The sequence below is a fragment of the Halovivax asiaticus JCM 14624 genome (assembly GCF_000337515.1).
GTDB classification, from domain to species: Archaea; Halobacteriota; Halobacteria; order Halobacteriales; family Natrialbaceae; genus Halovivax; species Halovivax asiaticus.
Map to the genome: position 1 here is coordinate 259963 of NZ_AOIQ01000006.1, position 17535 is coordinate 277497.

Below are 17535 nucleotides of genomic sequence, written 5' to 3' on the forward strand. Positions count from 1 at the left end.
GTTATCAATCGGCCACGCTCGACGCTGGTGTAGACCCGCTAGCCGCACCGATGTCTGCAGCCGAATCGTCCCGGCCGTGGCTCGCCCCCGAGGTTTTTCCCACCCAGGCCCGTACGTCCAGCAACCAGATGAGTTCCGGCTCCCCTTCACCAGCACTGTCGTCCGATCTCGACTGGTGTTTCGACGCGGTCCACGGCGTCTCGAGAACCTTTTCGATCACGATCGACCGCCTCGAAGAGCCGATGGCACGCCAGATCTGCGTCGGCTATCTCCTCTGTCGGATCGCCGATACGATCGAAGATGCCGGTCACGTTCCCCCGTCCGCCCAGTCCGACCTCCTCACCGAGTACGATAGACTGTTGGATCCGACCGACGAGTACACCGTCGACCAGTTCGTGGACGCGGTCAGCCCGTGGCTCCCGGAGCCGGACGAGCGATCCGCCGACTGGACGGTCGTCGCGGAGACCGCGCGAGTCTTTCGGGCGTTCGAGACCCTCGACGACGAACCTCGCGAGCTCATGCGCGACCCGATCCGGGAACTGGTCGGCGGCATGGCGATGTTCACCGAACGCTACGCCGACGAGGGTGGACTTCGTCTCCAGACGATAGACGAACTCGAAGAATATTGCTGGTACGCCGCCGGCACCGTCGGGACGCTCATCACGGAACTCCTCGTCCGTGATAGTTCCCCAGAACGCACCGCGGAGCTCAGGGACAACGCACGGTCGTTCGCCCTGTTGTTGCAGCTCGTCAACATCGCGAAAGACGTCCGGTCGGACTACCACGAAGAGAACAACGTCTACCTCCCCGCCGAGTGGCTCGCCGAGGAAGCGGTCGCGCCCGACGCCGTCACCGACACCGACAATCACCAGGAGGTAACCACGGTCGTCCGTCGCGTCGTCGATCGGGCGGAGCGCTACCTCGACGACGCGCACCGTTACCTCGAAATCCTCCCCGAGCACCGCGGAAACAACCTCTCTGCCTGGGCGATTCCGTATCTACTCGCGGTCGGCACCCTCCGAGAACTGCGCCAGCGGTCGAAAGACGTCGTTCGAACGGGTGACGTCAAACTCGCGCGCGAGGAAGTCTACACCGTCATCCAGCGGTTCGATACCGGCGTTTCTCGAGGGGAACTCGACGAACTGCGCCAGACGATGGCGTCCGAACCGCTCCACCGATAGGCCTCATTCCCAGGCGTTCGATCGACCAATCTAAAATTTACACTGGACTGCGGCCCTCAACGGAGAAATGGCGAGAAACGGCAAGAGGACGCTTGCGGGTGATCGGAGAGACGACAAACGACAAAAAAAAACGGAACCGTCAGTCGTACTCGTAGAATCCTTCGCCCGTCTTCTTCCCGAGATCGCCGGCTTCGACCTTGCGCTTCAGGAGGTACGCAGGCTTGTACCGGTCGCCGAGTTCCTCGTGCAGCGTCTCCGATGCGTGGAGGCAGATGTCGAGGCCGATGTGATCGGCGAGGGTGAGCGGCCCCATCGGCACGTTCGTTCCCAGTTCCATGCCGGCGTCGATATCCTCCTTCGAGGCGACACCCTCGTCGAAGGCGCGGATTCCCTCGTTGATCCACGGCATGAGGATGCGGTTCGTGACGAAGCCCGGTTTGTCGTCGGACTCCCAGGTCGTCTTCCCCAGATCCTCGGCCAACTCGTGGGCCAGGTCGACGGCGTCGTCGACGGTCTTCTCGCCGACCACGACCTCCACGCCCTCCATGATCGGGACGGGATTCATGAAGTGCAGGCCGACGACGCGCTCCGGACGATCGAGGTCGCCGGCGATCGACGTGATCGATAGCGTGCTCGTGTTCGTCGCGAGCACGACGTCGTCGTCACAGGCCGCTTCGAGGTCGGCGAAGATGTCCCGCTTGACGTCGAGTTTCTCGAGGGCGGCCTCGATGACGACGTCGCACTCGGCCAGGTCTGCCAGGTCCGTCGTTCCCTCGATCCGGTCGCGAATCGTCTGTGGGTCGTCCGGGAGCGCGTCCCGCTCGGCGAGGCGATCGAGGCTGTCCTCGATCGTCTCGAACCCGCTGTCGACGTACTCGCGTTCGATATCTCGCATCACGACGTCGTAACCACCGGTCGCCGCCACCTGGGCGATGCCGCTGCCCATCGTTCCTGCACCGACGACGCCGATCCGGTCGAGCTCGTCTCGAATCATACCTCTGCGTTCCAGCGACAATCTCATTACGGTGACGATCCGACGTGGTCGTCGGCTGGCGATGACGGAGAGCCAGATGGATCGCGTACCGGTGAGTGGCCGATCCGGCACCCGATTACGCCGTTCAACGACAGCCTGAATCGACCGGTGTCGGTCGTCCACTCGTTCAAGGGGCGCCGGGAGGGTAACGTTTTAGGTGACCGACCGTCAGAGTCAGACAACCTGTATGGCGAGCGATAACGACGTCATCGAGACACCGAGCGTCCGACCACTCGAAGCCGACGAGCGGTCACGCCTCGAGGGTGCAGGCGTCGAGCCAGCCGATCTCGAATCCGTCGGGATCGATCCGGCGGGTGTCGCGGAGAAAGAGTACTCCTACCGGCAACTGCTCGATGGCGGACTGGAGGAATCGGCGGCTGAGGCGCTTCGACGCACCTTCTCCCTGCCCTGGTCGTACCAGACAGAAGGAGACCTCGACGATCGATCGGAGGCCGTCTCGGGACTGGGCGACGCAGAACGAGCCTGGATCGCCGCCAGCGCGGACGAGGACTGGCAGGGGTTCGAACACGCGGGCGAGCGCTCGATCCCGACCACGACCGAAACGCCGGACGAACGGCCGTATCCCCGACCAACCCCAGTGACTGCCGTGACCGGCGTCGGTGGCTCAAACGCCGACCAACTCGCCGAAGCTGGGATCCGCTCGGCCGAACGGCTGGCGACGATCCACGCCGGCGAAGTCGCCTCCGTTCTCGACCTCGACGTGTTACACGTGCGCACCTGGCGACACAACGCACGCGAACTGCTTCGCGAGTGAGCCACGAGTGAGGCGACTGCGGAAGGACCCGGGCACGACCACAGTCTCAAGCGGACACGGATACTTCCCCGTCGTATGATCACACTCGCTTCAGACTTCGGCTCGCTGTACCCGGCCGCGATGGCCGGCGTCATCTACAGTCAGAGCGACGCACGCGTCGTGGACGTCACACACGACCTTCCCAGGCAGGACGTTCGCGCCGGCGCCTTCTGGCTGCGGGAGATGCTCCCGTCCTTTCCGCCTGCAGTTCACGTCATCGTCGTCGATCCCGGGGTACGGACGGATCGACGGGCACTCGTCTGTGCCGCCGGCGAACACGTCCTCGTCGGACCTGACAACGGAATCCTCGCTCCTATCGCCCGTCGACTCGCCGGAACGGAATCCGTCGAGTGGTTCGCGATCGACGACGCGGACGCCGAGGAGCACACGTTTCACGGTCGAGACGTCTTCGCCCCGATGGCTGCGACGGTACACGACCACGACTGGGACGACCTCGCCACGATCGACGGACTCACGCCGATCGACGATCCGGTAGCGTACCAGCTCCCCGAGCCACAGGTCGAGTCCACCCGGGCCCGCGGTGAGATCCTGATCGTCGACGAGTTCGGCAATTGCGTGACGAACGTCCCTGGCGAGGTACTCGACGGGCGTGAGGCAGTTCACGTCGACGATTCGACCGCGACCGTCGGGCGGGCGTTCGACGCCGTCGATCCAGGCGATCCCGTCGTACTCTCGGGCAGTCATGGCCTCGTCGAACTCGCCGTCAATCGAGGGCGCGGCGAGGACGTGTTCGACGTGACCGCGGGGGACTCGGTCACCCTCACCTGGGACTGACCCAGTGCTGTCCACAGGTGAGAGGGATCGAGTACGATCGATACAGGTGCGAACGAAGACACACTCACTCCGGTGGAGAGACGCCATCAACCGGTGAGACGACGATTTCACCGCTCGCACTGATCGTAACGTCGCACCCTTCGTACGTGAACGAAAGGCGTGCAACTGGTTCGTCGTCCGTTCCGGAATCTGCCCAGTGAGCAACGAACCGTTCGAGGGCGTCCGGATCGACGACGTCGGTGAGCGGCGCGAGTTCGAGGCGGTCTCGATCCGTCGTTCGAGCGACGAGCGAGAGAAGGACTGTCAGCACGGGATCGCGCTGGTCGAACGGGATTCGAGCGTAGTACGTCTCGTGGCGCTCGTCCCGGTAGATGGCCGTCCCATCCACGGTGTCGATACGCCGAGTGTGTCCTCCCCGCTCGTTTCGGACCATCCCACCATACATAGGTATATGATAACACTTAACACTATCGAGGAATGTCACCCGAAACAGGGAGAGTTGCGCACATATCCTGCATTTTACCTCACTAGTTAGTCGGATATAGCAGAATACGTTGTGAAAACCGACAGCGGGCGATACCCAATTTGGCAAAAAAGTTTGAGAGCGTATCGTATCGGCGGTAACCGACTCGGAGAGCGGTTATTCGGCGGCGATGACGTCGTCGATGCGCGCGATCATCGTCGCGGCCTCGGCCGCGCTCTCGATCGCCTCGCGCTTGACGTCGGCGGGATCGACGACGCCGTGTTCGACGGGGTCGGCGATCGTGACCGTCTCGCCGTCGGTGACAAGGCCGGCGCGGCCCTCGGACTCGTGTTCGGCGCGGAGATCGACCAGTGTGTCGATCGGATCGCGACCGGTGTTCGAGGCGAGCGTGCGCGGGATCACGTCGATGGCGTCTGCGAAGGCGTTGACGGCGAGCTGACTGCGACCTTCGATGCCGGCCGCCTTGGCACGGATGCGGTCGGCGATGGCGATCTCGCTGGCGCCGGCGCCGGGGACGACCTCCCCGGACTCGCGGGCGGTCGCGACGACGTCCAGGGCGTCACCCACCGCGCGTTCGAGTTCGTCGACGATGTGGTCGGTGCCGCCGCGCACGAAGACGGTGACGGCCTCGGCCGCAGCACCGCCCTCGACGAAGGCGAGGTCGTCGTCGCCGTAGGAGTCCGTCCGGATCCGGTCGGCGTGGCCGAAGTCCTCGGTGTCCAGGTCCTCGAGCGCGCCGACGCGACGAGCGCCGGTGGCCGATGCGATCTTGCGCGTGTCCGAGTTCCCGAGCCCCTCGAAGACGAGGACGCCTTCGTTCGCCAAGAACGAGGCGACGCGGTCATCGACGTCGTCCGTGTTGAAGACGACGTCCACGCCGGAGTCGACGATCTCCTCGGCGTAGCCGCGCAGTTCGCTCTCCTCGGCGTCGAGTGCCGCGTTGAGCTGATCGATGGAGTCGATCGCGTACTCCGCGTCGATCTCGCCGGTCTGGATCTCCAGCGCAACGTCGAGGATCGCGATATCGGCGTCCTCGACGGTCGATGGCATCGCGTCGTGAGCCGGCTCCTCGTCGAGAACGATGCCCTCGACCAGTTCGGTTGCACTCGAGGAGGCACCGACCTGCGTGTAGACGGAGACATCGTCGCGGCGGACGCCATCGTCGTCGGCGACGTGACCGATCGCGGTGACGACGGTCTCGGCGAGCTCGGCCGGGGTGAGGCCGCCGGTTCCTTTGCCCGTCATGCTCGACTTGCCGACCTGGGCGAGCAGCTCGTCGTCGACCTCGACGTCGAGTACCTGATCCTCGATGGCGTCGAGGGCGATGCGCGCGGCCTCGTGGTAGCCCTCGACGATGGTCGTCGCGTGGACGTCCTGTTCGAGGAGGTCTTCGGCCTCGGCGAGGAGATTGCCAGCGATGACGGCCGCGGTCGTGGTCCCGTCACCGACCTCGGCCTCCTGGGTTTCGGAGACTTCGACGATCATCTGCGCCGCCGGATGCTCGATGTCCATCTCCTCCAGAATGGTCGCGCCGTCGTTCGTGATGACGACCTCGCCACCCGAGTCGACGAGCATCTTGTCCATGCCGCGCGGGCCGAGCGTCGTTCGAACCGATTCGGCGACCGCCTTCCCGGCCATGATGTTCGACGACTGGGCGTCGCGACCCTCCGTTCGCTGACTGTCCTCGTTGAGGATGAACATCGGTTGTCCACCCATGCGTTGCTGTTGTGCCATGGTGTATGCCTCACTAAATATATCATCAGCACTTCTATATAAGCGTTTCCCTCGGAATCGTCTCCCTCTTGCGATTGGTAGACAGTGACAGGGGAGGATCGACATGGGTCGTTCGGCGGGGAGACGAAATAGGTCGATCCCCCCACTCGATCGGTCGAGAGCGGACCACACACGACAGCCGGTAGTCCGATATGTGGGGGGCCCAAACAACCTGGTGAATGCTGGAGCTGGAGCACGGGTTCCGGGTGGTCGACGTCAACGCGAGGCTGACTCCGGAGCGAGAGTCTGCCTATCGCGATCGAGGGAGACCGGTCTCCCCGGACCGACTCGAACGGGAGATGCATCAGGCGGGAATCGTCCGCGCCATCGTGAGTCCGACCCCCCGACCGGAGGCAAACTACCTGCAGGCGAACAACGGTGTCGCCCGATTGAGTGTCGACCGCCCGTTCGTCGCCTTCGCCCGGATCAACGGCCACCGATCGATCGGTGACGACCCCAGAAGTCGACTCACGAACGCGATCAGTCGCCGCCAGGAGTGTCACGTCGACCCCGAAGACGTCGAGCAGTACGCCTACGACGACCGGTTCCACGGCTTTACGCTGGATCCCGCGATCGACGGGTTGCCTGACGAGGCCGTCCTCGCGACGCTCGAAGACGTCGACCTCCCGGTCGTCGTCTCGGGTGGAATCGACGCACCCCCAGGCGAACTCGCGGCGACGCTTCTGGACCGATCGTTCCCGATCGTCGTCGGTCACTTCGGTGGCCACCCGTTACAACGCGGACTCATGGACGAGATGATCGAGCTCCTCGATACCTACGACGGGTGTTACGTCGACACGAGCCTCGTTCGCTATCGCGACCAGCTCGAACGAGCACTCAGAGAACACCCCGACCGCGTCCTCTTCGGCAGCGGCACACCGGCGAGTCACCCGAATGTGGCCGTCATGGAACTGTTGACGCTCGACGTCTCCGCCGATAAACTCACCCGGGCGTTCTCGAAGAACGCCGTGCGCGTCGTCACAGCACTGGAGTGAGTCCACACGCTGGACGACGGAGCCGTCCTGGAGAGAAACCAGCCCTAAAACGGGTTACCACACCCCTCGCCGAGCCTCGAGAGGCCGCCCGGTCCTGGCAGTCCCTCGATGGAATCGATGGACCGTCGGGGAGATTTAAGAGTGGTGGGTAAGACCGTCCGAGTATGCGATCAGTGGGAAGTGGCCTCGCGGCGATCCAGCGTGCTGGACACCGGGCGGACATCTACCTGTCCCGCCCGGGGAAACGAAACGCGATGACGACCGACCTCGTCAAGGACCTCACCGAGGCCTTTCGTCGCCTCGACGCCGACGACGACATCCGAGCTATCGCGCTCCTTGGAGAGGGACCGGTCTTCTCGGCCGGAATGGACCTCGAACTGGTCAGCCAGCGTGCGGAATCGGACCCGATCAGCGACGACGCGTTCCCGCAGTTGCTCTCGCTCGTCGAATCCGTCCGACAACCCGTCGTCGCGGGCATCAAAGGCGCTGCCCCGGCGGCCGCGTTCGAACTCACGCTCGCCTGTGACCTCCGTGTGCTGGGCAGCGACGCGACGTACGGACTCGTCGAGACGAATATGGGACTGTTTCCCCAGGGTGGCGGCACACAACGGCTTCCGAGATTGATCGGGCTCTCGAAGGCGACGGAGCTGGTCCTGACCGGCGACTACATCGACCCCGACGAAGCCGAACGCATCGGGCTCGTCCACGAAGTCTGCGACCCGGGCACCGTCGACGACTGCGCGAAAGCGCTCGCGGACGACATCGCCGAGAAGGCACCACTGGCGATCCAGAACGCCAAGAAAGCGCTCACTGCCGCGTTAGAAATGCCGCTCGAGCGTGGGCTCGCCTACGAACGGTCACTCGGGGAGACGCTCAGGGACACGCGAGACGTCACCGAAGGGGTCGCTGCTCACATCGAGGATCGCGACCCGGAGTTCACTGGTGAGTGATACCGATCGAAGAGCTGCCAGTCGATCGAGACGAAGTGGCCGGCCGCTCGACACTAAAGCATCACCTGCGTCCCAGAATCCGCCCACGTCACCGCCGGTCGTACACCTGGACCGCCCGGTCCTGTCGACTCGAGACGCCGCGGGGATTCCGTCGAGGTGAATCGCCCCCGTATCGCGCTTTGAGGCCGTCTCGAAGGCCACGGATGGCGTTCGACGTCACGTCGACGCCGTTTCTGACCCACCCCGTGAGCGCCGTCTCGCCACGGAGGACACAGCGGGCGTCGTCGAACCCGTCGAGTAACGCTCTGCCGAGAGTCCGGGCAAGAATAGCCGGGTGGATCCCGTAATTTTTCGCCAGCCGATAGCCGATCGATCGGTATCGTTTCCCCCACTCCGGCGCTTCCCCCTCGGATGACTCGCCGGCCCACCGGGCCGTCATGTTCCCGGACGAGACGACGTCGAAGTCACCGCCTGCAAGCCGGTGTGCACAGTCGATCGTGCTCCCGGGGTCGAGATATTCGTCGAATCCGTCGAGACAGTCGAGGACGGGCACAGTAAACGCAACGTTGTTGCCAGGAATCGGGGTCACGGTCCGACCGGCGACGGCGAACACCTCCATGGTCTCCGAACTGTCGGGGTTTCCGGTGACAGGGCCAGTGACGACGTCGGCACCCGCCGAGAGGGCCGTCTCGATGCCGTCGCGCCAGCCCGATTCCACGAGACACGCGTCGTCGAGGAAGGCGACCGCATCGCCACGGACGTGATCGAGCCCGGCGTTACGCGAGACACTCAGACTCCGTTCCGAGATCTCGACGAGCACGTCTACGTCGTCGCGCGCCCGGATCGTTCCGGTCGTCCCGTCCGTCGAGGGGCCGTTGACGACGATCACTTCGTCGTCAGCTCCCAGGACGGTCGCCAGTTCGTCGAGCGCCCCGCAGAGTCGCTCCCGGTTGTTGAGTGTCGAGAGGACGACCGAGAGCTTCATAGCGAACAATCTGACGGCGGGGGTGTATAAATTCGCCGCCTCGGACCGCTCGCAGGGCCCCAATCTGGTAATTACTCGACAGGCTCGTCCACTGTCGCATCCCAGTACGAGACTGACGAGAGTCGATCGACGAATGGAGCGTTGCCAAGAAGACGATCCAGCGACCGTAGCGGCGACGCGAGCACGTTCGGCGTAATGCGATACAGCCCGTACGGCAGGAGGAAATCGTCCGAAACGTTGGACAACGACAGATCGTTCGCCTCGAGGAGCGCGTGTACCTCCCGCGCGGAGTAGAGGCGCGATCCCATCGGCAGCGCCCAGTTGTAGATGCTGCGAGTCGAATAGCGGTTGAACGTATCGAAGACGATCTGGTCGCGACTCACCCGTCGCATCTCCTGTAAGAACGCGTGCGGATCGTCCGCGAGGTGGAAAAACCGCATCGCAACGACGGTATCGAAGTGGTCGTCCGGGAACGGCAGTCGCCCAGCATCACCTCGGAGGAACTCCAGATTGTCCGCGACGCCCGCAGCCTGGGCCTTCGTCCGGCCTTGCTGGAGCATCGCGGCGGAGATATCGAGCCCCACGACGTCGGCGCCGCGATCGGCGAGCATCACGGTAAACCGACCGGTCCCACAGGCGATTTCCAGCACCCGTTTGTCCTCGAGCGGGGAGAGCGCGTCCAACACGGCGGCCTTTTCCCTGAAGTCGATGAGCTGTCCACCTCTCGAAAACCGTTTATCGTCGTACTCAGCGGCGACGTCGTCGGCCTGGTACCACTCCTGTCCCTTCACGCTAGTGGTTGATAGATTCCCGGGGGGATAAAACAATACTGGACTTGCCCCACCGCTGTATTCGTATCCAATTTACAAGCGGAAATCACACGAACGTTCGTATCGGAACCACGTGTCGAAGGCCTGCCAGGCCGTGGCCAGCACAGAGTCGAGTGGACGTCCAACTGCCGGGAATCAGCACTAACCGCGGGAAAACAAGGGTCGACAGCCTCGGACTACACCATCGGAATTAACCGACCTAATATACATTAAACAGCATAAACAATATGGACCTCAATAGGGAGAACCTTTACCAACACCGACGGCGCGCTGTCAGACATGAGCACTCGTACCCCGAGTGAACGTCCGCAAGCCACCGAAGGACTGACGCCGACCGAATACCGCGACCGATTGCGTGACCTTCCGCCGAGTGCGAAGCTCGTCGCGAAAGTGCTCGAAACCGACGAGCCCCTCGCCCAGGGGGAACTCGTCGAGGAAACGTTGCTCCCGGACCGGACGGTCCGATACGCGCTGAACCGCCTAGAAGACGTCGGACTGGTCGACTCTCGACACAGTTTCGACGACGCCAGAAAACTCGTCTACTTCCGGACCATCGCCCCGGGCCGATAGACATTTCGTCGTCCTGAGACTACGGCGAGGTATGGACGTCGTCCGAAGCGCGATCACGACGGACACGCGGGCTCCGGGCGGTCGAACGAACGCGTACGTTCTCGGTCGAGATCCAGCGATACTGGTTGATCCCGCCGACAGCAGTGAGACGCTCGACGAACTAGTTCGCAACCGCGGGGTCGAGCACATCGTCGTGACGCACGCACATCCGGACCACGTCGGCGCAGTCGGCCACTACGCGACACACATCGATCGACCTGTGACCTGCTGGGCCCTCGATGGGGTCGAATCTCGCTTCGAGCGGGCCACCGGTCGCCCGCCCGACGACACGTTTACCGACGGCAACCGTCTCACTGTCGGCGACGGAACCGTACGCGTCATGGCGCTACCAGGGCACGCCCCGGATCACGTCGGGCTGGTCGTCGGCGACGACGGGCCGGTCTGCTGTGGCGACTGTGCCGTTCGTGACGGCAGCGTGGTCGTCGGTGGCGAGGGGGCGGACATGCGAGCGTACCTCGCCTCGCTACAGCGGCTTCGCACGCTCGACCCCCCGACGTTGTTGCCAGGCCACGGGCCGCCGATCGAGGATCCGGAGGGGACGATCGATCGGCTCGTCACCCATCGAGAGCGGCGAGAACGACGGATCAAGGACGCCGTCGAGCGGGGTGGAAGGAAGCCGGAAGAGATTCTCGAAATCGCCTACGACAAGGACCTGACCGGCGTCAGAGACCTTGCACAGGCCACCGTCGTCACCCACCTCGACAAACTCGCGGCGGACGGCGAGCTGTCCTGGGACGGATCGACGGCGACGCCGACGGACCGGTGAACGGCGGACTTTTGCCCCTCGCCGTCTACGTGCAGTCGTGAGCGATTCGGACGACACGAGCGACGGTGAGGCCGCATCGACCTCACTCGAAGACGCACTCGAACGGGCACGGTCACTCTCCGTCGCGGAGCTCGCGGACGCCGTCCAGTCGATCGGGTTCGAGTGCACCCACTGCGGCGCCTGCTGTCGTGCAGAGACCGACTGCGGAGGCGACACGGGAAGCGGGAACGCCGACACATCGCCCCACACGGCCACCGTCTTCCCCGACGAGATCAGAACGATACGCGAACGCCTCGCAGAGACAGCCGATGAGGAAGTCAATGTCGACTGGCGAGACGTCGCCCGGCCGATGCCGTTCGGCGTCGAGACGAACGACGATGGAACGACGAGCGGCGAGACGTTCGAGTGGGCGCTCCAGACCGACGCCTGCGGCGACTGCGCGTTTTACGACGGGGGAAGCGGCGAGGGTGGCTGTACCATCCACGAGGATCGCCCGCTCATCTGTCAAACCTACCCGTTCAGCATCGCCCTCGACGGCACGACGCAACCGCTCGGCGACGCAGTCGACGAAGCGGGACTCGTCCGGGCCCACGAGTGTGAGGGACTCGGTCGATCGATGGATCGGGACGCGGCCGAATCGATGGCCCGGGCGTTACGAGAACGCGCGATCACGGAACTTGAAGAGGCGATCGCCGTCACGGATGCCTACGAGCCCATCGATCAGGTCGACGAGGTTGTCGTCCACGACTCGGAAGGGGCAAAACGGCCCGATGGACGACCAGTGCAGAGAGAACTCGAATAACTACCGCTGCGCTGTCGTCGAGGCCAACTGACAGACGCCATCGGTCCGGGACACACCCGGGCTTCGAGCTGGTGGCCCCGATCGGCGTGGACTGACAGATTAGAACGTCTCTTCGATGATCTCGCCGACAGCGAAGTTCGACTTGACCTCACTCACCTCGACTTTGACGCGTTCGCCGACGTCGGCACCGGGAACGATGATGACGTACCCGCGCTCGACACGGGCGATGCCGTCGCCCTGTTTGCCAATGTCCTCGATTTCGACGTATCGCGTCTCGCCGATCTCGACCGGGGGACGGGGCTCGCCGGGGTTCGACGTCGGAGTCGTACTCACCGAATCGGTCGACTCGGCCGTCTCGCGAGCGATCAGGGCAACGCGATAGATCGAGTCCGGATCGACGTCGCCGGTCTCGATCTCGTGTTTCGGTACCTCGATGACGTACCGGTCGTCCTCTTCGGAAATATCCGTGCTGAACAGACACAGTAACTTTTCAGAGATTTCCACAGGTAAACCCTCACGTGGCCAGTACAGATCGACCCTAATAGTTCTACCGGCACCACAAGCCGGGGAATCGAGGATTCTCCGGAGGCTGCAGCCTCACTGCGAGGCGACAGTGAACGGGGAAAGGTCGAGGTCGTCGCCGACGTCGACGTCGGTGACCGACGAGTACGGCCGGTTGACGACGATATCACCGGCTCGGGAACGGCCGATTCCGGGGATCACTTCGAGTTCGTCGAGCGACGCCTCGTTCAGATCGAGCGGGTGTGGGACGCCAGTCACAGAGCGATACCCGTGGTCGACGATAGCGACGTCCAACGTCTGTCCGAGCGGTCGCTCGCCTGGAATCGCCACCAGGAGCGGGTACGTGCCGAGCTGGCGGCCGAACGTCTTGCCGTCCTGGTGGTACTCGAGGTGGACGTCGGGGAGCACGGTTCCCGGGGGCGCCAGCCGCTGTAGCATCGGATTGTCGATCTCCTCGCGGACCTGGCGTTTGTACGGTTTGAACTGCTGTTTGTGCTCGATCGCGATGTCCGCGCCCGTCTCTGACATCTCAGTGCCGGCGAACGCCATCACCTGGCGGATGTTCACGCGTCGCAGGAGTAGTCCCTCGTCGTAGACACGGTGGAGAAAGTCGAGATTGTGCTCGTAGGTCTCCGGGCGTTCGCCCTGCAGCCCGTGGACGAGGTTGATCCCGGGGAGCAACTTCGGCAACCGATCGGCCGCATCGTCCCCGAACGTCGGAGCTTCCGCCGGATCCTCGCCGGGTCTCCAGCCGCCGGCCTCGTTGACGATACGAACCGCCTCGAGACACTCCTCGGTCGAGACCGCCAGATTGTTCGCTTCCTGGACGACCGGATCGGCCGATTCCAGGCCGAACGCAGCCGTGTCCCCCGGTGTGTTGTACCGGGCGATGATCTCGAGGCCGCGGCGGGCGGCCTCGGGCCAGCGAGCGATCGTCACTGGGTTGATATTGTCGAGGTGGAGCGTCTCGAGGTCAGGAGCGACCTCACGGATACCGCCGTACAGGGCCTCCAGCGCGTCGGGGTTGGGCGCTTCGCCGTCGCCACCGTAGGCGAGCATATCCGCCTGCCGTCCGAGGCGAAAGTGGGAGACGCCGTACGCCGAGAGCGCGTCGACTTCGTCGACGACGGTCTCCGGCGGTCGGAACGTCGGGTCGCCGTACAGCGGTTCCGTGCAAAACGAACAGCGGTACGCACAGCCGCGCGAGGTCTCGAGTTCGCAGATCAAGTACTCGGGATGGTTCGGGTGCTGTTCGACGACGAAGGCGCCCTGGCGCGCCCAGCGCGTTACCTCCGAGACGTCGCGCATCCGGTCGCCGAATCCCTCCAGTCCGTTGTCAACGAGGTCGTACGCGGCCGCCTCAACGTCGCCCTTCGCGACGAAGTCGAAGTCGAGGTCCTGTCGTTCGGTCTCGATCGCCCCCTCGTTGGCGTCGCCGACGCCGAACTTGACTGGGCCGCCCATCAGCGTCGTTCCGCTCGCTGTCCAGGCGAGTTCTTTCACTTCGTCTGGTTCGGCTGGCGTTCCCCCGACGTACTTGCCGGGGACGGTGATCCCACCCAAGTAAATCAGCAGATCCGCTTCGTCGACGTCGCGCCAGCGGGGCTGCTCGTCCCGGAGTCCGTCGATCGTGTGATACGTGATCGACTCGGCCGGCACACCGGCGTCGACTAGCGCACCGGCCGTGTATCGCGGATACGTCGAAATGTACGGCGGTACCCCGAAGTGAGCCGGTTCGTCGACGTAGCCATCGACGAGCGTCACGGAGAGCGTCTCGGGGTCGGTCATGCCACTTCGTACTGACCCGAGCGGGAAAACGCTGTCTGACCGACACCGCCGCCGGGTCCTGGCTGGTACGGATGTCCGGAGCGGACAACGTGACGCACTCACCACGTCCACACCGCACCGACCGCAAACACGCTGCCTTTTTCCACGATCACCGAAACCGGACAGCCGTGGACGCCATCCCAGTGGCTAAGGGCGATCGGTCCCAAGGGAGTGACATGCCATCAACCGCCGAAGTCCGCTGTCCGAACGACGAGTGTTTTCTGGACATGTTCGAACTCCACTACACCTACGATCGACCGGACGACCACGACCCTGCCACGGTCTCCTGTCCAGTCTGTGGCGAAACCGAGTCGCTCGAACAGATCGAACTCTAGAGCGAGTCGAACCCGCAGCTGGCGGGGACCCGCCACGCGCACGTTTGTGCATTCCGTTACACAGAGTCAGAAGACATCGAGCCGTTACACGGGCCCAGTCGATGGGATCAACGGCGCGAACGTCTGACGATTATTTTGTCCGAACACAAGAGATATAATTGGGGGCGGCGTAGCCGCTCGTGACAGACGATGGCACGTTTTCCGTCACCCACCACGGTCCCCGCTCGCCCCGCCCCTCCACGAGGTGCGTGCCCGTGAACCTGCGGACGCTCCCCGCCTCGGTCACCACCCAGCTGTATCGAGGAACCGGTCGCCTCGCAAGCGCCGTCCAACACGTTCGATCGCTCGATGCCGATCTCCTCGAAAACGATCGAAGTTACCTCCTCATCGTCGACACGCCCGGCGCCGACGCGGCCGGACTCGACATCCGCTACTACGACGGACACGTCCAGGTCACCGTCGAGCGAGAGCGTCCGAACGAGGAGTCGACCGGGGCCAGCTACCGCGGCCGGGCGGTCGAACTCTCGACCGAGATTACCCTTCCCGACGACGCCGTCGTGGATCCGGAGGCCGGAACAGCACGGCTCAGCCCCGTTGGAACGGTGAAGATCGAACTCCCCAAAGCGACGGAGGCAGAACCAGCCGAAGTCGCAGGCGAAGAGATTCCGATCGACGACTGACTTCGATTCGGTGATCAACCAATAGTCCACGTGTCGAGACGTCAGCCCGCAATCTCGCTATTCTGGAATCGTCATACCGGCACTGATCTCGAACGACTCGGTGCCGTCGAATCGGGTTGGGTCGAATGCATCCAGCGTCTCCTCCCCGAGTACCTGTGCGGCCAGCCTGTCCCCGATCTCGGGCGCGCGCATGAATCCGTGGCCCTGGAAGCCGGTCGCGACGTACAGGCCGTCGGCAACCGCGCCGACGAGCGGGTCGTGGTCCGGCGTGGCCGTACAGAGCCCCGACCAGGCGCGTTCGACCGTCGGTTCGAGCGACGGAAACCGGTGGGTGACGCGCTCGGCGAGCGACGATGCAAAGTCGGCGGGCGCCGACCGTTCCCAGTCGTCCGGATCCGCTTCGACCAGTTCCGTCCCGTTCCCGGCCAGGAGTCCCTCGGGGTGGGGCCTGACGTAGAAGTCCTCGGTCGCGTCGAAACACATCGGTTCCGGGTAGGCGGCGTCCGCGACGAGCGCTTTCACCCGATAGGGCTTCATCGCGATATCGATCCCGGCGTCGGCGAGGACCGCTTTCGAGTGCGCGCCGGCCGTGACGACGACGGCGTCGTACTCGGTCGTCGTGTCCGACGCCGATTCCGTGACGGCCGCCGGATCCGTCGACACCGAGACGGGCGTCTCGGGGCGAAGCGTCGCCCCGGCCCCGTCGGCGGCCGCCGCGAGACAGGCCGTGTATCTGCCGGGATCCGTGTAACCCGCTGCTCCCGCGACGCCGGCGACGGCGACGTCGTCCGTCCGAAGCGTCTCGAAGCGCTCGCCCAGCGCGTCGCCGTCCATCGCGACCGCAACGACGTCCTGTGCCTGCATGCGTTCGACGTCCTCGCGGATCACCGCGGCTCGCTGATCGTCTCCTTCGCGAGCAAGCCAGACGTACGGACACTCGACGAACGGGAACGTCTCGTCGCCCGACAGGTGACGGAATCGTTCGATCGACTCGCGACCGATCTCCGCATCGAGCCCGTCGGCGAAGGCGGCGTAGCAGATCCCGGCCGCACGGCCACTCGAACCGCTCGCTATCGAGCCACGGTCGTACAGCGTCACGTCAGCGCCGCGTCGGGCGAGATCGTAGGCGCAGGTCGCCCCGATCGCGCCCGCGCCGACGACGGCGATCGTCCAGCCGGCGCCCTCGTCGACGAACGCGTCCGCACCCACGGCGAGTTCCGCCTCGGCGGGAGGAGTGTCTGCCGTCATTTGTGCGCTCGCTGCCAGCAGTCGTCGATCGGTCGTTCGGCCAGCCAGTCTGCCAGCGCCGACAGCGCCGTCGCAGCCTCGTCGAACAGCTGTTCGCCCTTCTCGGGCGAGGCCTGTGTCGGCTTTCCCACGGCGCCGCTCTCGGTGAAGTCGATGGTGTCGAAACCGATAGTGGCGCCGTGAACCCGTTCTCCCCAGGCATCCGCGCCGTCTGCCTCGGCCATTTCGAGTGAATCAGGATCCACGTACTCCTCGTGAAGGTGCCAGACGAGACTCGATTCGGCTGCGTCCGCGTGCCCGCCCGCTTCGTCGAAGAGGTCGTCGGCGAGATCCTCGACCGCGTCCCACCAGTTCCACGTCGGCGCATAGGCGGTTTCACTCGCTCGCAGATCGCGTGCGACCTGCGAGAGCGCGTCGATGTTGCCGCCGTGCCCGTTGACCACGATCACCTTCCGGAGCCCATGCGAGGACAGGCTCTCGATCGTCTCACGAACGTACGCCGCGAACGTCTCCGGGGAGACGGTGAGCGAGCCGTCGAACTGCATGTGATGCGGGCTGACGCCGACCGGAATCGTCGGCAGTGCGAGAACGGTGTCGTCCGTCGCTGCCTCTTTGGCGAACGCCCGGGCTGCGTAGTGGTCCATCCCCAGCGGGAGCGCCGGGCCGTGCTGTTCCGTACTCCCGGTCGGGAGGACCGCCACCTCCGCCCGTTCGATCGCCTCGGCCGAATCGGGACTCGACTTCGTCGCGAGTGTTGGCATGCCTCGGAGTGAGTTCGGCACCCACTTACGTGTGGGTGGTTGCCACCGAGAATCCGGAACCCCGCGCCGCCCAAAACGATTCGGTTCGCGCCTCGATGGAACGTGATCAGCGTCGAAACGCGGA

General features: G+C 64.5%; 19 protein-coding genes. 10 read left to right on the forward strand and 9 right to left on the reverse strand.

Annotation, left to right across the window (positions count from 1 at the left end; translation table 11 throughout):
- Window positions 1-128: 128 nt before the first annotated feature.
- Window positions 129-1181, forward strand: a complete 1053-nt coding sequence (locus tag C479_RS02330; RefSeq protein ID WP_007697279.1) for a phytoene/squalene synthase family protein — start codon at window positions 129-131, stop codon at window positions 1179-1181.
- Between the two features lie 139 nt (window positions 1182-1320).
- On the opposite strand, the gene C479_RS02335 is transcribed toward C479_RS02330, so the two are convergent.
- Window positions 1321-2175 (reverse strand): 3-hydroxyacyl-CoA dehydrogenase family protein, encoded by an 855-nt coding sequence (locus C479_RS02335; RefSeq protein ID WP_007697281.1) that lies wholly within the window; start codon window positions 2173-2175, stop codon window positions 1321-1323.
- 226 nt (window positions 2176-2401) lie between these two features.
- Here C479_RS02335 and C479_RS02340 point away from each other — a divergent pair, with 226 nt between their 5' ends.
- Both C479_RS02340 and C479_RS02345 read left to right on the forward strand, forming a co-directional pair.
- The gene (locus C479_RS02340) at window positions 2402-2989 is read left to right on the forward strand and encodes a hypothetical protein (RefSeq protein WP_007697282.1); all 588 of its coding nucleotides are present in this window, start codon (window positions 2402-2404) and stop codon (window positions 2987-2989) included.
- Between the two features lie 75 nt (window positions 2990-3064).
- Window positions 3065-3823, forward strand: coding sequence for an SAM hydrolase/SAM-dependent halogenase family protein (locus C479_RS02345; RefSeq protein ID WP_007697284.1), 759 nt, complete (start codon window positions 3065-3067; stop codon window positions 3821-3823).
- Between the two features lie 64 nt (window positions 3824-3887).
- Here the strand turns inward: C479_RS02345 and C479_RS02350 are convergent, their stop codons facing one another.
- Together C479_RS02350 and thsA are read right to left on the reverse strand one after the other, a co-directional pair.
- Window positions 3888-4256 carry a HalOD1 output domain-containing protein gene (locus tag C479_RS02350; RefSeq protein WP_152415780.1) on the reverse strand — a complete coding sequence of 123 codons (369 nt, stop codon included), beginning with the start codon at window positions 4254-4256 and terminating at the stop codon, window positions 3888-3890.
- A 207-nt stretch (window positions 4257-4463) separates the two neighbouring features.
- The gene (thsA, locus tag C479_RS02355) at window positions 4464-6008 is read right to left on the reverse strand and encodes a thermosome subunit alpha (RefSeq protein ID WP_007697287.1); all 1545 of its coding nucleotides are present in this window, start codon (window positions 6006-6008) and stop codon (window positions 4464-4466) included.
- 251 nt (window positions 6009-6259) lie between these two features.
- On the opposite strand from thsA, the gene C479_RS02360 reads away from it, so the two are divergent.
- On the forward strand, window positions 6260-7075 hold the full coding sequence (locus tag C479_RS02360) for an amidohydrolase family protein (RefSeq protein ID WP_007697288.1): 816 nt from the start codon (window positions 6260-6262) through the stop codon (window positions 7073-7075).
- A gap of 164 nt (window positions 7076-7239) precedes the next feature.
- Complete coding sequence (locus C479_RS02365) at window positions 7240-8025, forward strand: enoyl-CoA hydratase/isomerase family protein (protein ID WP_049907015.1); 786 nt, start codon at window positions 7240-7242, stop codon at window positions 8023-8025.
- An 88-nt stretch (window positions 8026-8113) separates the two neighbouring features.
- Here the strand turns inward: C479_RS02365 and C479_RS02370 are convergent, their stop codons facing one another.
- Window positions 8114-9010 carry a glycosyltransferase family 2 protein gene (locus C479_RS02370; RefSeq protein WP_007697291.1) on the reverse strand — a complete coding sequence of 299 codons (897 nt, stop codon included), beginning with the start codon at window positions 9008-9010 and terminating at the stop codon, window positions 8114-8116.
- 71 nt (window positions 9011-9081) lie between these two features.
- Window positions 9082-9801 (reverse strand): class I SAM-dependent methyltransferase, encoded by a 720-nt coding sequence (locus tag C479_RS02375; protein WP_007697294.1) that lies wholly within the window; start codon window positions 9799-9801, stop codon window positions 9082-9084.
- Between the two features lie 318 nt (window positions 9802-10119).
- Here C479_RS02375 and C479_RS02380 point away from each other — a divergent pair, with 318 nt between their 5' ends.
- Genes C479_RS02380 through C479_RS02390 form a run of 3 tightly spaced genes read left to right on the forward strand, consistent with a single transcriptional unit; the run spans window position 10120 to window position 12038 of the window.
- Window positions 10120-10410 carry a MarR family transcriptional regulator gene (locus tag C479_RS02380; protein WP_007697296.1) on the forward strand — a complete coding sequence of 97 codons (291 nt, stop codon included), beginning with the start codon at window positions 10120-10122 and terminating at the stop codon, window positions 10408-10410.
- 31 nt (window positions 10411-10441) lie between these two features.
- Window positions 10442-11236 carry an MBL fold metallo-hydrolase gene (locus tag C479_RS02385; protein WP_007697298.1) on the forward strand — a complete coding sequence of 265 codons (795 nt, stop codon included), beginning with the start codon at window positions 10442-10444 and terminating at the stop codon, window positions 11234-11236.
- A 37-nt stretch (window positions 11237-11273) separates the two neighbouring features.
- Complete coding sequence (locus C479_RS02390) at window positions 11274-12038, forward strand: YkgJ family cysteine cluster protein (protein ID WP_007697299.1); 765 nt, start codon at window positions 11274-11276, stop codon at window positions 12036-12038.
- A gap of 99 nt (window positions 12039-12137) precedes the next feature.
- On the opposite strand, the gene C479_RS02395 is transcribed toward C479_RS02390, so the two are convergent.
- Entirely contained in the window at window positions 12138-12542 is a 405-nt protein-coding gene (locus C479_RS02395) for a TRAM domain-containing protein (RefSeq protein ID WP_007697301.1), read from the reverse strand.
- Window positions 12543-12635: 93 nt separating this feature from the next.
- Window positions 12636-14348 (reverse strand): radical SAM protein, encoded by a 1713-nt coding sequence (locus tag C479_RS02400; RefSeq protein WP_007697303.1) that lies wholly within the window; start codon window positions 14346-14348, stop codon window positions 12636-12638.
- 215 nt (window positions 14349-14563) lie between these two features.
- Between C479_RS02400 and C479_RS16430 the strand changes: the two genes are divergently transcribed.
- Window positions 14564-14722, forward strand: a complete 159-nt coding sequence (locus tag C479_RS16430; RefSeq protein ID WP_007697305.1) for a DUF7559 family protein — start codon at window positions 14564-14566, stop codon at window positions 14720-14722.
- A gap of 254 nt (window positions 14723-14976) precedes the next feature.
- Entirely contained in the window at window positions 14977-15402 is a 426-nt protein-coding gene (locus C479_RS02405) for an Hsp20/alpha crystallin family protein (RefSeq protein WP_007697308.1), read from the forward strand.
- A gap of 57 nt (window positions 15403-15459) precedes the next feature.
- Here the strand turns inward: C479_RS02405 and C479_RS02410 are convergent, their stop codons facing one another.
- Window positions 15460-16650: an NAD(P)/FAD-dependent oxidoreductase gene (locus C479_RS02410; RefSeq protein ID WP_007697310.1), complete on the reverse strand. Its 1191-nt coding sequence runs from the start codon at window positions 16648-16650 to the stop codon at window positions 15460-15462.
- On the reverse strand, window positions 16647-17411 hold the full coding sequence (locus tag C479_RS02415; protein ID WP_007697314.1) for a creatininase family protein: 765 nt from the start codon (window positions 17409-17411) through the stop codon (window positions 16647-16649). The genes C479_RS02410 and C479_RS02415 overlap by 4 nt, the downstream gene beginning before the upstream one ends.
- Between the last annotated feature and the right edge of the window lie 124 nt (window positions 17412-17535).

Bases quoted from the DNA above. Each gene is read 5' to 3' on its own strand.
- C479_RS02330 (WP_007697279.1), top strand. From the start codon at position 129: ATGAGTTCCGGCTCCCCTTCACCAGCACTGTCGTCCGATCTCGACTGG.
- C479_RS02335 (WP_007697281.1), bottom strand. From the start codon at position 2,175: ATGATTCGAGACGAGCTCGACCGGATCGGCGTCGTCGGTGCAGGAACG.
- C479_RS02340 (WP_007697282.1), top strand. From the start codon at position 2,402: ATGGCGAGCGATAACGACGTCATCGAGACACCGAGCGTCCGACCACTC.
- C479_RS02345 (WP_007697284.1), top strand. From the start codon at position 3,065: ATGATCACACTCGCTTCAGACTTCGGCTCGCTGTACCCGGCCGCGATG.
- C479_RS02350 (WP_152415780.1), bottom strand. From the start codon at position 4,256: ATGGTCCGAAACGAGCGGGGAGGACACACTCGGCGTATCGACACCGTG.
- thsA (WP_007697287.1), bottom strand. From the start codon at position 6,008: ATGTTCATCCTCAACGAGGACAGTCAGCGAACGGAGGGTCGCGACGCC.
- C479_RS02360 (WP_007697288.1), top strand. From the start codon at position 6,260: ATGCTGGAGCTGGAGCACGGGTTCCGGGTGGTCGACGTCAACGCGAGG.
- C479_RS02365 (WP_049907015.1), top strand. From the start codon at position 7,240: ATGCGATCAGTGGGAAGTGGCCTCGCGGCGATCCAGCGTGCTGGACAC.
- C479_RS02370 (WP_007697291.1), bottom strand. From the start codon at position 9,010: ATGAAGCTCTCGGTCGTCCTCTCGACACTCAACAACCGGGAGCGACTC.
- C479_RS02380 (WP_007697296.1), top strand. From the start codon at position 10,120: ATGAGCACTCGTACCCCGAGTGAACGTCCGCAAGCCACCGAAGGACTG.
- C479_RS02385 (WP_007697298.1), top strand. From the start codon at position 10,442: ATGGACGTCGTCCGAAGCGCGATCACGACGGACACGCGGGCTCCGGGC.
- C479_RS02400 (WP_007697303.1), bottom strand. From the start codon at position 14,348: ATGACCGACCCCGAGACGCTCTCCGTGACGCTCGTCGATGGCTACGTC.
- C479_RS16430 (WP_007697305.1), top strand. From the start codon at position 14,564: ATGCCATCAACCGCCGAAGTCCGCTGTCCGAACGACGAGTGTTTTCTG.
- C479_RS02410 (WP_007697310.1), bottom strand. From the start codon at position 16,650: ATGACGGCAGACACTCCTCCCGCCGAGGCGGAACTCGCCGTGGGTGCG.
- C479_RS02415 (WP_007697314.1), bottom strand. From the start codon at position 17,411: ATGCCAACACTCGCGACGAAGTCGAGTCCCGATTCGGCCGAGGCGATC.